Source organism: Acinetobacter sp. 1294596, from assembly GCF_000582925.1.
GTDB lineage: Bacteria > Pseudomonadota > Gammaproteobacteria > Pseudomonadales > Moraxellaceae > Acinetobacter > Acinetobacter radioresistens.
The window spans coordinates 76,046-89,456 of the sequence record NZ_JFCC01000005.1 but is presented as its reverse complement, the minus strand read 5'-3'; the positions used below and the strand labels follow the sequence as shown (position 1 = coordinate 89,456).

General features: G+C 39.8%; 14 protein-coding genes. 12 read left to right on the top strand and 2 right to left on the bottom strand.

The window, feature by feature from the left end; translation table 11 throughout:
- Nucleotides 1-318 precede the first annotated feature (318 nt).
- From J502_RS03870 to alr, 12 genes are all read left to right on the top strand, one after another.
- Nucleotides 319-807: a hypothetical protein gene (locus J502_RS03870; protein WP_005014815.1), complete on the top strand. Its 489-nt coding sequence runs from the start codon at nt 319-321 to the stop codon at nt 805-807.
- A gap of 630 nt (nt 808-1,437) precedes the next feature.
- A complete protein-coding gene (locus tag J502_RS03865; protein WP_005014816.1) occupies nt 1,438-2,205 on the top strand; it encodes an RDD family protein in 768 nt (255 codons plus the stop codon).
- Nucleotides 2,206-2,497: 292 nt separating this feature from the next.
- Complete coding sequence (cyoA, locus tag J502_RS03860; protein ID WP_034683169.1) at nt 2,498-3,565, top strand: ubiquinol oxidase subunit II; 1,068 nt, start codon at nt 2,498-2,500, stop codon at nt 3,563-3,565.
- A gap of 3 nt (nt 3,566-3,568) precedes the next feature.
- Nucleotides 3,569-5,551, top strand: a complete 1,983-nt coding sequence (gene cyoB, locus J502_RS03855) for a cytochrome o ubiquinol oxidase subunit I (protein ID WP_005014828.1) — start codon at nt 3,569-3,571, stop codon at nt 5,549-5,551.
- A gap of 4 nt (nt 5,552-5,555) precedes the next feature.
- On the top strand, nt 5,556-6,176 hold the full coding sequence (gene cyoC / locus J502_RS03850; protein WP_005014829.1) for a cytochrome o ubiquinol oxidase subunit III: 621 nt from the start codon (nt 5,556-5,558) through the stop codon (nt 6,174-6,176).
- Nucleotides 6,176-6,502, top strand: coding sequence for a cytochrome o ubiquinol oxidase subunit IV (gene cyoD, locus J502_RS03845; RefSeq protein ID WP_005014830.1), 327 nt, complete (start codon nt 6,176-6,178; stop codon nt 6,500-6,502). Before cyoC ends, cyoD begins: the two co-directional genes overlap by 1 nt.
- A 10-nt stretch (nt 6,503-6,512) precedes the next feature.
- Complete coding sequence (cyoE, locus tag J502_RS03840) at nt 6,513-7,391, top strand: heme o synthase (RefSeq protein ID WP_034683168.1); 879 nt, start codon at nt 6,513-6,515, stop codon at nt 7,389-7,391.
- Between the two features lie 210 nt (nt 7,392-7,601).
- The gene (gene rpsF, locus J502_RS03835; protein ID WP_005014834.1) at nt 7,602-7,988 is read left to right on the top strand and encodes a 30S ribosomal protein S6; all 387 of its coding nucleotides are present in this window, start codon (nt 7,602-7,604) and stop codon (nt 7,986-7,988) included.
- A gap of 11 nt (nt 7,989-7,999) precedes the next feature.
- On the top strand, nt 8,000-8,227 hold the full coding sequence (gene rpsR / locus J502_RS03830) for a 30S ribosomal protein S18 (protein WP_004928375.1): 228 nt from the start codon (nt 8,000-8,002) through the stop codon (nt 8,225-8,227).
- A gap of 8 nt (nt 8,228-8,235) precedes the next feature.
- On the top strand, nt 8,236-8,682 hold the full coding sequence (gene rplI, locus J502_RS03825; protein ID WP_005014836.1) for a 50S ribosomal protein L9: 447 nt from the start codon (nt 8,236-8,238) through the stop codon (nt 8,680-8,682).
- Between the two features lie 190 nt (nt 8,683-8,872).
- A complete protein-coding gene (gene dnaB, locus J502_RS03820) occupies nt 8,873-10,318 on the top strand; it encodes a replicative DNA helicase (protein WP_005014838.1) in 1,446 nt (481 codons plus the stop codon).
- Nucleotides 10,319-11,005: 687 nt separating this feature from the next.
- Nucleotides 11,006-12,076 (top strand): alanine racemase, encoded by a 1,071-nt coding sequence (gene alr / locus J502_RS03815; protein ID WP_005404196.1) that lies wholly within the window; start codon nt 11,006-11,008, stop codon nt 12,074-12,076.
- A 15-nt stretch (nt 12,077-12,091) separates the two neighbouring features.
- On the opposite strand, the gene J502_RS03810 is transcribed toward alr, so the two are convergent.
- Both J502_RS03810 and J502_RS03805 read right to left on the bottom strand, forming a co-directional pair.
- Complete coding sequence (locus J502_RS03810; protein WP_005404197.1) at nt 12,092-12,514, bottom strand: BLUF domain-containing protein; 423 nt, start codon at nt 12,512-12,514, stop codon at nt 12,092-12,094.
- 54 nt (nt 12,515-12,568) lie between these two features.
- The gene (locus J502_RS03805; protein ID WP_005014845.1) at nt 12,569-13,303 is read right to left on the bottom strand and encodes a proteasome-type protease; all 735 of its coding nucleotides are present in this window, start codon (nt 13,301-13,303) and stop codon (nt 12,569-12,571) included.
- Nucleotides 13,304-13,411 lie beyond the last annotated feature (108 nt).

The following is a 13,411-nucleotide window of genomic DNA, read 5'->3' as shown; positions in this document are numbered from 1 at the left end:
CTTTAACTGTGACGAAGTTTACATTTACACCTCTAAAACAACAAGTAATTTATATAACAACTTATCACAAAAGCTCACATTTTAACCAAAAATTTTATTTATATCCGGAAAATAGTCATTCTTACAAAATTCAATAGGATACTAGAAAGTTAATTTTCAATCTAATTTACATCAAGATTTCTAGTTTGGCTTCTTCCCTTTAAAAATAGAAAACTTTGATTAACTGTAATGTAATAATATTTCAAAATATTACATTCGTGTTATTTATAAGATAATTGTGTTATTTATACTGCCGTCTTAAGTTATCTTATGTTCTAAATGCTTTACGATTATTCTCTTTCTGATACGTCTTATTTACATTCTACGCCTCAGCCACAGGTTATTGTAGAGTCTTCTACTCCCCACTCAGGTCCATTCGGTGGTGTCCGAGGTATGGTTTCAGATTATTTTGACCTTAATACTTTCACCAATAAATTAAAGAGTATTACTCGTCAATCCAGTACCAGTAAATGCGCTAAAAGTATTCGAGTTGCATTGCAATCTGCTGGTGCCAAAATACAGTCTCATCCTGTTGCAGCTTCAGACTGGGGAAATACTTTGCTTTCTCTGGGTTATCGTGAAATTAAACCCTCTTTTGACCATCCTAAAGAAGGCGATATTTATATAATTCATCGTACCCAGAAACATCAATATGGTCATATAGCTGGCTATAGCGGTAACAGTTGGGTTTCTGACTTTAAACAAAAAAGTTATGATGTCTATAAAGATAAAAATGTCAGCTATTCCTATTTCAGACTAGCAAACTAAGCTGCCTAATTAATAACAACTAAATTAAATCGGGATTATTAAGTAATTATAATCCCTGTTTATTTTGCAATTAGACTTTTTGGCTTCTAAGCTGCCGTTGGTGTCCAAATCCGGAAATTAAAATATCTTTATCGTTTACTGCCAGAAACACTGGCCTGCCTTGTTATAGATTCTATTCTCTTTAACTTATCCATTTGATAAAATATGACTTTTTAAAATATTTTGTATAAGCTCCAAGATGTTTAGCTGCACTTATATAAAATACTAATATATTCTTAAAACTCATTATTCCTGATCCATCAGGCTTAATTTTTTTAGTTATAATCCGTTTTGCCTCACTCTACTTTAAGCTGCTTTCGCTTAGTCAAATTTAAGCTTTCAGCTATCTCATATTTAAGATTTCCAAGTTCCTCCAATGTGGTTTAATATAAAAAGATTACAGCTACTTCACTTTTAAAATCTGCGTATTCCCCTGTTTACAGACAAATTTGACTAGTTATTTAGAGCAATATGTTATAAAGCAGATGAATTAAAGATATTTAATGATGTCTTTAAATATATGCAGAAAAGTTTGAGTGTATATTTTTCTTTTTTGTTTCATTTATTTCAGGTATTCGAGATTCAAAATTTATGCAGATTTATTTGGCTAGAAATAATCAACAGGCAGGCCCGTATACTCTAGAACAAGTCAATCAGATGCTTGCCAGTCAGCAGGTTTTGTTGACTGACTTAGCTTGGCATGAAGGTATGACCGAATGGAAAGCATTAGGTGAACTTACACAGGGAAAACTGAGTTATGAGCCGGCAGGCTACCAGTCTTCTTCAGCCCAGCCTGTATTTAATAATCCTGTGATCCAGAAAACTCATGTACAAAATAAACCTAAGGTCGCAGAGCAGCAGGCTTCAATCGGCTCAAGAATACTGGCAAAAGTAATTGATCTCATGTTGTGGCTACCTATAGCAGCCCTACCTTCTTTTTTCCTTACCCCTACCCAGATGACTGAGCTCACACGCATTCAGGCACAAATGCAGTCTGCAGATAGCACAACGAAGGCTATAGACCTTCAAAACCAGTTTCTTGCACTTATTCCAGCTGAAGCATGGCAGGCAATGCTGGTGTATATGCTTATTATGCTTGTGATCCAGGCTGTGTTACTCGCCCGGACAGGCCAAAGTATTGGTAAAAAGTTGGCTAATATCCAGATTGTAGACGCTAACACTTCTGGTAAAGTAAATTTAACCCGTGTTTTTTTATTGAGAAGTGTCCTGGTAATCTTGCTTACACTGACAGTAGTGCCCTTTATTGCAATTATTGATGCTTTATTTGCTTTAGGACAAAAAAGACAAACCTTACATGATATGATCGCCAAAACCAAGGTTATTAAACGTACTAAGTAGTCATTCACAGGGGTAAATGGATTTACCCTTTTAATTTTTCACCACTTTGAAAATATTGATTTTTTAATACGAAAAAACCAATCCCGACCAAAAAAATCAGTTTTCTTTACAGTAATTTAAAGCCACTTTATGTGTAGCTTAGTTTGTTGATATAAGGCATAATGCCCTACAACGTAGCGGTGCCCGGTAAAAAATGATTTCTTCAATCCAGAAGCTGTTGTTTAACTGATGCGGCACTTTAATCGCTATCCCATATTTATTTAGTAATGGGACTCTTCACCGAGGTTGTAAAATGAGACAAACAATTTTAGCTGTATTGTCTTTATCAACGCTTGCCGTACTCCTAACCGGGTGTGGTGGTGATCTAGTACTTCTAAACTCTAAAGGTCCAGTTGCTGCAGGTCAAAGTAACCTGATGATGACAGCAATCTATCTGATGTTGCTTGTGGTGATTCCATCAATCATCATGGCTTTATGGTTTGGTTGGAAATATCACGCGTCAAATAAAGATGCAGACTATAAACCTACATGGGCGCACTCTACTACGATTGAAGTTGTAGTTTGGGGTATCCCTGTTATTATTATTGGTATTCTAGCTTGGTTGACTTGGGTGGGTTCACACAAGTATGACCCATACCGTCCTATAGAATCTGAGCAAGCGCCATTGAACGTGCAAGTGATTGCAGAACAGTTCAAATGGGTGTTCATTTATCCAGAGCAGAATATTGCAACAGTAAATGAATTACGCTTTCCAGTATATACACCAGTAAGCTTCCGCCTGACGTCTAACTTTACAATGAACTCATTCTTCATTCCGCAGTTAGCAGGTCAGATCTATGCAATGGCGGGAATGCAGACTCATCTGAATGTATTAGCTGAAGAAACTGGTGTATACCGCGGTTTCTCTGCCAACTACTCAGGTTACGGTTTCTCGCAAATGCGTTTCTTGGCATACAGTGTCACTCGACCAGAGTTTGATCAGTGGGTTGCTGCGGTTAAAGCAGGTAATGGTACTTCTGTAAATCCAGAAGCAATTCAAAAAGGTATTCTAGACCAAGCTGAATTTGCAACCTTACGTGATGGTAATCGGGCAAAACATCAAATTGAATCGATTGTTGCACGTGCTGTAACTCCAGAAGAGAAAGCGGAAGCGGCAAAACTTGAAGCTGAGGGTACTTACCCGACTAAGCCACATCCTGTGACTTACTATTCTTCAGTTGAGCCTAAATTGTTCGAATCAGTGATTAACAAATACATGAGCAACTACCACGGTGCAGACCACTCAGCGCAAGCGGGTGCCGAGCATGCTGGTGCATCTCATGCAAATGTTGAACATGCGACTGCTTCTGTAGAGGAATAAGACATGTTTGGTAAGCTTGGTTTTGATGCAATTCCGCACGATCCAATCGTGTTGGTTACAGTTGCATTGATGGTACTAGGTGGTCTGGCGCTTGTCGTAGGACTAACCTATTTCAAAAAATGGGGCTACCTGTGGAACGAATGGTTCACATCAGTAGACCATAAAAAAATTGGTATCATGTATATCATCGTGTCTGTCGTCATGCTGCTGCGTGGCTTTGCCGATGCGATCATGATGCGTCTTCAGCAGTTCCTCGCTAGAGGTGGTGGTGAAGGTTATTTGCATCCGGAGCACTACGACCAGATTTTCACCGCGCATGGCGTGATCATGATTTTCTTCGTAGCGATGGGTCTAGTTGTAGGCTTGATGAATATCTCTGTACCTCTACAAATTGGTGCACGAGACGTTGCTTTCCCACTGCTTAACTCTTTAAGCTTCTGGCTCTTCGCGGGCGCAGCTGGCTTGATGATGGCTTCTCTGGCAATTGGTGAATTCGCCGCTACAGGCTGGATGGCTTATCCTCCGCTGTCAGGTATCGAATACTCGCCTGGCGTAGGTGTAGATTACTATATCTGGGCACTCCAGATTTCTGGTCTAGGTACGCTTCTTACTGGTGTTAACTTCTTTGTTACCATTATTAAGATGCGTGCACCTGGCATGAAACTGATGGATATGCCGATCTTTACCTGGACTGCACTATGTACTTCTGTACTGATTATTGCTGCTTTCCCTGTACTGACTGCAACCATTGCAATGCTGTCTCTGGACCGTTACTTCGGTTTCCATTTCTTCACTAATGACATGGGTGGTAGCCCAATGTTATATGTGAACCTGATCTGGACTTGGGGTCACCCAGAAGTATACATCTTGGTACTGCCAGCATTTGGTATTTACTCGGAAGTTGTTGCAACATTCTGCCGCAAAGCACTATTCGGCTATAAATCGATGGTGTATGCAACTGTAGCAATTACTGTACTGTCTTTTGTTGTATGGGTTCACCACTTCTTTACCATGGGTGCAGGTGCCAACGTTAACGCGTTCTTCGGTATCATGACCATGATTATTGCGATCCCGACTGGTGTGAAAATCTTCTCTTGGTTGTTCACCATGTACAAGGGCCGCATTACCTATACAACGCCAATGCTATGGACTCTAGGCTTCCTGGTTACCTTTGGTATTGGTGGTATGACAGGTGTACTGATGGCAGTTCCACCAGCAGACTTCCTGGTTCACAACTCACTGTTTTTGATCGCTCACTTCCATAACGTAATTATTGGTGGTGTTGTATTTGCAATGTTCGCAGGTATCATTTATTACTGGCCAAAAATGTTTGGCTGGAAACTTAATGAAACTTGGGGTAAAGCTGCATTCTGGTTCTGGTTCTTTGGTTTCTACTTTGCGTTCATGCCACTTTATATCCTAGGTTTCATGGGTATGACTCGTCGTCTGAACACATATGACAATCCAGACTGGGATCCGTATGTAACTATTGCAATGTTCGGTGCTGTCATGATTGCTATCGGTATCGCTTGCTTCCTGATGCAAATTATCGTTGGTTTCTTACAGCGTAATGACAATCTGGACCTGACTGGCGACCCTTGGGATGCCCGTACACTTGAATGGTCTACATCTTCTCCTGCCCCATTTTATAACTTTGCTCACCTGCCAGAAGGTAACGGTATTGACCGTTTCTGGACAGACAAAGAGAATGGTGTGGCATATGCTCGTCCAACGAGTTATGAAGATGTCCATATGCCAACTAACCGTGCTGCCGGCTTTGTAATTGCAATGTTTATTACAGTTATGGGCTTTGCATTGATCTGGCATATCTGGTGGTTAGTATTCATTACCTTCGCTGCTGCTATTATTAGCTTCATCGTGAGTTCATTTACTAAGAAAGTGGACTACTATGTACCTGCAGCTGAAGTTAAGCGTATCGAAGATGAACGTTATGCTTTACTTGAAAAACACTTGAAGAAGGACTAAGGATATGGCTGAAGTACTTCATCACGACAACCATGGACATGATGAACATCATCATCACGATGATACTGATATCACTGTCTTTGGTTTCTGGACCTACTTGATGAGTGACTTGATTTTATTCGGTACACTCTTCATCGCGTTCGCTGTATTAAGCAGTCATGTTCCACCGGGTACTCCAAGTGCAGGAGATCTGTTTGGCGACTCTCTTGGTTTTGTTTTAACTGAAACCTTCGCCCTTCTGATCTCTTCAGTAACCTTTGGTTTTGCTGTACTTGCTTCATACAAGAAAAATGTGGGTCAGGTTATTGCCTGGCTTGCAGTTACATGGCTTTTTGGTGCGTCGTTCATCGGCATGGAACTATATGAGTTCAATCATCTAGTTCATGAAGGTTACGGCCCAACTACCAGTGCTTTCCTTTCCTCGTTCTTTACGCTGGTCGGTACGCACGGTATCCACGTAACTTCAGGTCTGGTATGGATGATCATTTTGATGATTCAAATCAAGAAAAATGGTTTGACTCTTCCAAATATGCGTCGTCTGGCTTGCCTAAGCTTGTTCTGGCACTTCCTTGACATCGTTTGGATCTGTGTATTCAGCGTAGTTTACTTAATGGGAGTTCTCTAATGAGTCACGATCATAACTCTGCTGGTGCAGCGCACGGTAATTTCAAGCAATACACGATCGGCTTTATCCTATCCGTAATTCTGACCATCATCCCATTCGGGATGGTGATGAGTGGTGGATTTGAGCGTGGCTTACTGGTTACTGTAATTGCCATTACTGCTGCTGCACAGGTGCTTGTTCAGCTGGTATTCTTCTTACATATGAATGCCTCTTCAGAACAGCGCTGGAACGTAATTGCTTTTATCTATACTGTCCTATGTATTGCAATTTTACTTGTAGGCTCGGTATGGATTATGAATTACCTTCACTTCAACATGATGATCTAAACTGGTCGTCATGCTGAAAAAGTATCTATTCCTGACCAAACCAGGAATTCTCTTCGGTAATTTCATTCCCCCCTTGGGCGGTTTTTTATTAGCCGCCCAAGGCTCTGTAGATTTCCTTTTGCTTTTTTTAACCCTTATCGGTACAACGCTTGTTGTTGCCTCAGGTTGTGTCGTCAATAATATAATTGACCAAGACATCGACCAGAAAATGCAACGCACTCAAAATCGTGCTCTTGTAAAAAAAACTGTTTCTGTACCTGTTGCCATGCTATATGCGCTGGTTTTGGGAGTGATCGGTTTTAGCATACTATGGTTTTGGGTGAACACTTATGCCTTTGCATTTGCTGTGGTTGGTTTCGTGGTGTATGTAGGCTTCTATAGTCTCTGGACCAAACGTACCAGTATCCATCAGACACTGATTGGCAGTATTTCTGGAGCAAGTCCTCCGGTGATTGGTTATACAGCAGTAACCAATGAATTTGACTTGGCCGCCCTACTCATCTTCGCAGGTTATGCATTCTGGCAAATGCCTCATTCCTGGGGAATTGCAATCTACCGTTTTGATGACTATAAAAATGCAGGTATCCCTATTTTACCTGTAGCACGTTCTATTCTACGCACCAAGATTGAATCCCTGATTTATATCGTCCTATTCAGTATTGCCATGAATGCCCTATTCATCTATGGCTATACCAACTGGCTGTATTTGGTTATCTTGAACCTTCTGTGCATTTACTGGTTTTACATTGGTCTGATTGGCCTGAAGGCTGAAAATGACCAGCTCTGGGCAAAGCGTTTCTTCTTATTTTCAGTTACTCTGATTACGATTGTCAGCCTGAGCTTCAGTTTTACTTCAGTGTCCCCTGCTCCTCATTTCCCTATCTTTTAGTCAATACAGAGTGGTTGTCTGTAAGCCACTCTCGTAGATGATATGTACTTGATTTCCCACTTTCTAGCGCTATTCTTGAAAAGCATTTGTCTTTGGTTTGGTTTTTCCCTATAATTGCCGCTTCGCAATTTATGCGGCTCGACTAGAAATCGAGACTCCTTGCTTCTGATACCATAATTCAGGGGCTGTTTAAACCGTAAGGAGCTGACAATGCGTCACTACGAAATCGTACTTCTGGTACACCCAGACCAAAGCGATCAAGTTGTGGGTATGGTAGAACGTTACCTGACTCACATCAAAGAAGCTGATGGTCAAATTCACCGTTTAGAAGATTGGGGCCGCCGCCAACTGGCTTACCCGATTAACAAGATTCACAAAGCGCACTACATTTTAATGAATGTTGAATGTGGTCAAACGACTCTTGATGAATTAGAAGAATTATTCCGTTATAACGACGCAATCATTCGTAATGTTATCATCCGTCGTGAAAACGCAATCACTGAAGAGTCTTTATTGGCTAAAAGTGCTGAAGAAAAACGTGCGCGTAAAGCTCAACGTGAAGAAGCACAACACAATCAAGATTCTGTTGAAGCTTAAGGAGAACATCAATGGCACGTTTTTACCGTCGTCGCAAGTTCTGCCGCTTTACAGCTGAGAATGTTGCGTACATCGACTACAAAGATATCGATACTTTAAAACAGTACATCACTGAAAACGGCAAGATTGTTCCTAGCCGTATCACTGGTACTAAGGCTCGTTATCAACGTCAATTAGCGCTTGCTATTAAACAAGCTCGTTATTTGGCTTTGATCCCTTACACTGACAACCATAAGTGAGGTGATCTGTGGACGTTATCTTATTACAACGCATTAAAAACCTAGGTAAGTTAGGCGATAAAGTTTCTGTAAAAGCAGGTTATGGCCGTAACTTCCTTATCCCTCAGGGTAAAGCTGTTGCTGCAACTGAAGCTAACACTTCTGCTTTTGAAGCTCGTCGTGCTGAACTTGAGAAACAAGAAGCTGATATTTTAGCTGCTGCTCAAGCACGCGCTGACCAACTGAATGAAGTTAATATTGTAATTACTGCGAAAGCTGGTGATGAAGGTAAACTGTTCGGTTCTATTGGTACTCGTGATATCGCTGATGCACTGACTAATGCTGGTCTTGAAGTTGACCGTGCTGAAGTTCGCCTTCCAAACGGCGCACTTCGCAACACTGGTGAATTCAACATCGCTATTCAGTTGCACCATGACGTAACTGCTGAAGTTCTGGTTACTATCGTATCCGAGTAATTCTCTGCAGTGAAAAGAGCATGCTTTGGCATGCTTTTTTTATTCTTAAATTTTTTATTGATTCTACAGTTTTATTTTTTTAATTGAATTTTCGATTTGAGCGTTTTTTTCTGCTGTTTTGCATTAAGATAAGTAACCTGAATTGAAAGTCATCTCTTCATTTTTTGTTTTATAAAAATCAGGACTTTATATGTCACAGGCAAGTGCCAAGGCCATCCTTAATCCCACACTACTGGAAAATAAAGCCACTGAAACAGCTCAGCTTAAAGAATTTCGTACGCCTCCGCATAATTTAGCGATTGAACAGGCTGTACTTGCGGCGCTGATGACTGTTGCTGAATCTTTTGAACAGGTTGGTGATGTTTTAAAAGAAAATGATTTTTATGCTACTCGCCATAAATATATTTTTAGGGCTATTGAAAAGCTTGCTCAGGAAAATTCGCCTTATGATGCAGTACTGGTCAATGACTGGCTGCTAAAACAAAATCTGATTGATGCTGTAGGCGGTGAAGAATATTTAATGCAATTAATGGCAGATTCGCCATCTAGTTTTTATAACCTAGAAACTTACGCTGCTAAAATTAAAGAATTTGCGACTCTACGCAACATGATTAAAATCAGCACTGAAATTCTGCAAAATGCCTATGATACTAAAGGTCGCAGTGTCAGTGAGATTCTGGATCTAGCAGAAACCAATATATTTTCTATTGCCGAGCAGCATAACAACAATAAAAAAGACTCTGGACCCAAGTCAATTAGTACGGTTACGGCTGAAGTAATTACCAAGCTTGATGAACTTTCTAAACTTGAAGGAAGCCTGACAGGTTTATCTACCGGGTTCATTGAGCTTGATAATAAGACTTACGGCATGCAGTCTGGTGACTTGATTATTGTTGCAGCTCGTCCTTCAATGGGTAAAACTACTTTTGCCATGAATCTGGTCGAAAGTGTCTTGTTTAACTGTAATTTGCCTGCACTGGTTTTTTCTATGGAAATGCCCGCAGACTCAATTGCTATGCGTCTGATTTCATCATACGGCAAGGTGCATCAGGGTCATTTACGTTCGGGTAAGCTCGATGGGGATGAATGGTCTAAAGTCACCGGTACTATTTTACAGTTACAAGAAAAGCATTTGTATATAGATGACTCCTCTGCCCTGCCTCCAACGGAATTACGGGCACGAGCACGCCGAATTGCTAAACAGCATGGTGGTAAACTTGGCTGTATCATGGTCGATTATTTACAACTGATGAAAGTTCCAGGCATGGGAGATAACCGTGTCGGCGAGATTTCCGAAATTTCGCGAAGCTTAAAAGCTTTAGCTAAAGAGATGCAGTGCCCGGTTATTGCCCTGTCACAGCTTAACCGTTCTTTGGAAAACAGACCTAATAAACGTCCGGTAATGTCAGACTTACGCGAATCCGGTGCAATTGAACAAGATGCCGATTTGATTATGTTTATTTATCGCGATGAAGTATATAACAAAGAATCTAAAGAAGCGGGCACGGCTGAAATTATTATTGGAAAGCAACGTAACGGTCCAATTGGCAGTGTACGTCTAGCTTTTGAAGGCCAATATACCCGTTTTAGTAATCTTTCTCCTGAATATTATAATCAGTTTGATGATGAGGAATAGATACTTAAAAATCCTTAATTTCTGTATAAGTTAAGGATTCAGCTTCACTTGTTATGCTAAACCCTAGTCCTAGTGCAGCTTTCAATTTTTGCGTAACCTTAATGAGTCTAGGCATTTTCTGTTTGATAAACCTATTTAATTCTTCTTATAAATTCACAACCTACTCAAATATTTGCTGAGCTTATTATAATTAACTGCAAAATTTTTTAGACGCTGCTCTATGGGCTACTATTTACTTATACTCACCTAGCCAATCTTTCTGACTTAAAATCTTTATCAGGCTTACCACAATCAGCTTGTACTTTAAATCAGCGTTTAATCTTTTCCCCTACTGTGCACATAATAGATTAACCTGTTATTTTATAAAATAAATCTATACTCACTATAAACTAATATCTTTATTACACGATATATTATGGCTATAAGCTGATGTGAGTAGACTGTTACCCAAGTAATCTTTCAATATTATTGTAAATTAGCACTAAATAAGTAACACTTCTGTGATTAGCCTTTAATAAATTAATTAGTATTTATGTCTATTTTTAAATGAGAGGAATACAATAATAACCAATATGATCAGCTATTGATTATCTTTAAACAGATGTCTTTAAGTATATCTATTCAACTCACTAATACAGCACTCACTGTATTAGCTCAGCATTTGTAATCCCTCAAGGAGTAACTAGGGTGCGTCAAGCAACAGTTTATATTGACAGTCAGGCTCTGCAATATAATTTAAACCGTGTTAAACAACTTGCCCCAACTGCTAAAATCGTTAGTATGGTTAAAGCCAATGCTTACGGACATGGAATCAAAGACTGTCTTGCAGCCTTAAATTCAACGGATAACTTTGGTGTTGCTTGTCTAGAAGAGGCGCTGGAAATACGTAAATTAGGTTATCAGCAACCAATTACCTTAATTGAAGGGATATTTTCTGAAGAGGAAATGGATAGCGTTATTCAGTACGGTCTTGAATGCGTTATACATCAATCAGCACAACTAGATTGGTTAAAAGCCCGTAAAGAAGAGTATATTACAAAAAATCTGAAAGTCTGGGTAAAACTGAATAGTGGTATGAACCGCTTAGGTTTTAAAGTTCCTGAGATTATCGAGATTATTAACTCCTTAAAGGCTGAAGGCTTTAGCTGTGTGCTAGCCATGCATTTTGCAAATGCTGATGCTGATCATCCCCTGAATGAACAACAAAAAACTCAATTCTTGCAGGTTAAAGAGGCTTGTGATCCTGTACTTGCCTCCTGTTGTAATTCTGCTGCGATTTTCAAATGGCCAGAGCTAAATTTTGATTATGTGCGTCCCGGTATTATGCTTTATGGTGCTTCACCTTTTGCTGATAAGTCTGCTCATGAGCTTGACTTGAAGCCGGTGATGACATTTGATGCAGCAATCATTGCATTAAATCAGATCCAAACAGGTGAGGCGGTAGGTTATGGCTCTACTTTTGTGGCCTCTCAAGATATGCAAATTGCTATCGTATCTATTGGTTATGGTGACGGTTATCCACGTGCTTTTATAAAACCAAATTATGTCATGATTAACAATAAGCCAGCGCCAGTCATCGGAAGAGTTTCTATGGACATGATTGCGGTGGATGTAAGCGGTTTGACTGTGACTTTAGGCACACAGGTAGAGCTCTGGGGCAAACAGCGTCTGGTCGATGAAGTAGCCGAAGCTAATGGGACTATTGGCTATGAACTGCTTTGCCGGCTAAGTAACAGACCAAAGCGCATACTTAAGTAAACTAAAAACCCAAGCTCAGGCTTGGGTTTCTTGTCTTGCTTTAGTCAATATATGCAGAAAATCATTTAAATTCTGCTGGTTAAGTTTAGTCGGACTAAAATGTAAATGGCCGAGTTTTTGAAAAAACTCGCTTACTTCACTATTACGACGTACAAATTTCATTGCCCATCCATCAAAATTCTGCTCGCTGATTGGATGTACACCAAACTCTATAATTTCCTGATGGCGCTGATCTTCTTTAATTCTTTCAAACAGATCAAGCACCTGCTCACGCTCGCCTTCCAAGCACTGGAAAAAGTACTGATCTGCATAGAAAAGCACACCGTTAATACTATTAAGAGCATTAAATGATTGGGCTTCTGAAAGAATTTCTCTTAAATCCATAAGTAAATAATCAGAAGGCGAAGTGGTCTTGCTGGCATAACATAACTGTATCACTTTGTAGTCTTTATATTTATGAATTGAAATATATTATGCCACTATTTTTAAATTTTATAACCAGTAGTCATCTGTCGGTTTAGGTAAGTTTTGTAAACCTCGGCGTAAAGCATCTGACCATTGCTTGCTGATGTGTTCGAAATACGGATCTTCACTATAAATACGTTTGCCTAACGGTATATGTAAACTGTCTTTACGGTAAACGAGTGAGTCTAGTGGCATTCCCACAGAGACATTTGAACGTAAGGTAGAATCAAAAGAAATCAGACTACAACGAAATGCTTCATCCAGCGGCATATCATAAGATAATGCCCGGTCCAGAATTGGTTTACCATATTTACTTTCCCCTATCTGAAAGTAAGGGGTATCGCTTGTAGCGCAAATGAAATTTCCCTGAGGATAAATATGGTAAAGCTGCATTGCCGAACCTTTAATCTGTCCACCGACCAGTAGATTACAATAGTAATTGCTCTCTTCATCAGGGTCAGTAGTCACATCTGCAATTACCCGTTTTAAGGTGTGTCCTATTAGCTCTGCCACTTCGAACATAGTATTGACACTATAAAGATGGGGTTTCTGGTCCAGAGCCAAATGATTTTTTAAGTGACCAATCACTGCTTGAGTAGTAGCCAGATTTCCAGAAGTCTGTATCACAATGAAACGTTCACCTTCTACACCAAAGCTGAATAATTTTTTGAATACAGAAATATGATCTACTCCTGCATTGGTTCGCGTGTCACTTATAAACACCAGCCCATCTTTTAATCGAAGTCCACAACAATAGGTCATTTCAAAAAATCCTTTCTGCTTTCAACATGAAATAGCTGATTATGAAAACAATGATTTGATCGTTATACATTACAGTTAAGCTGATATATTTTTGCCTGTATCATTTAA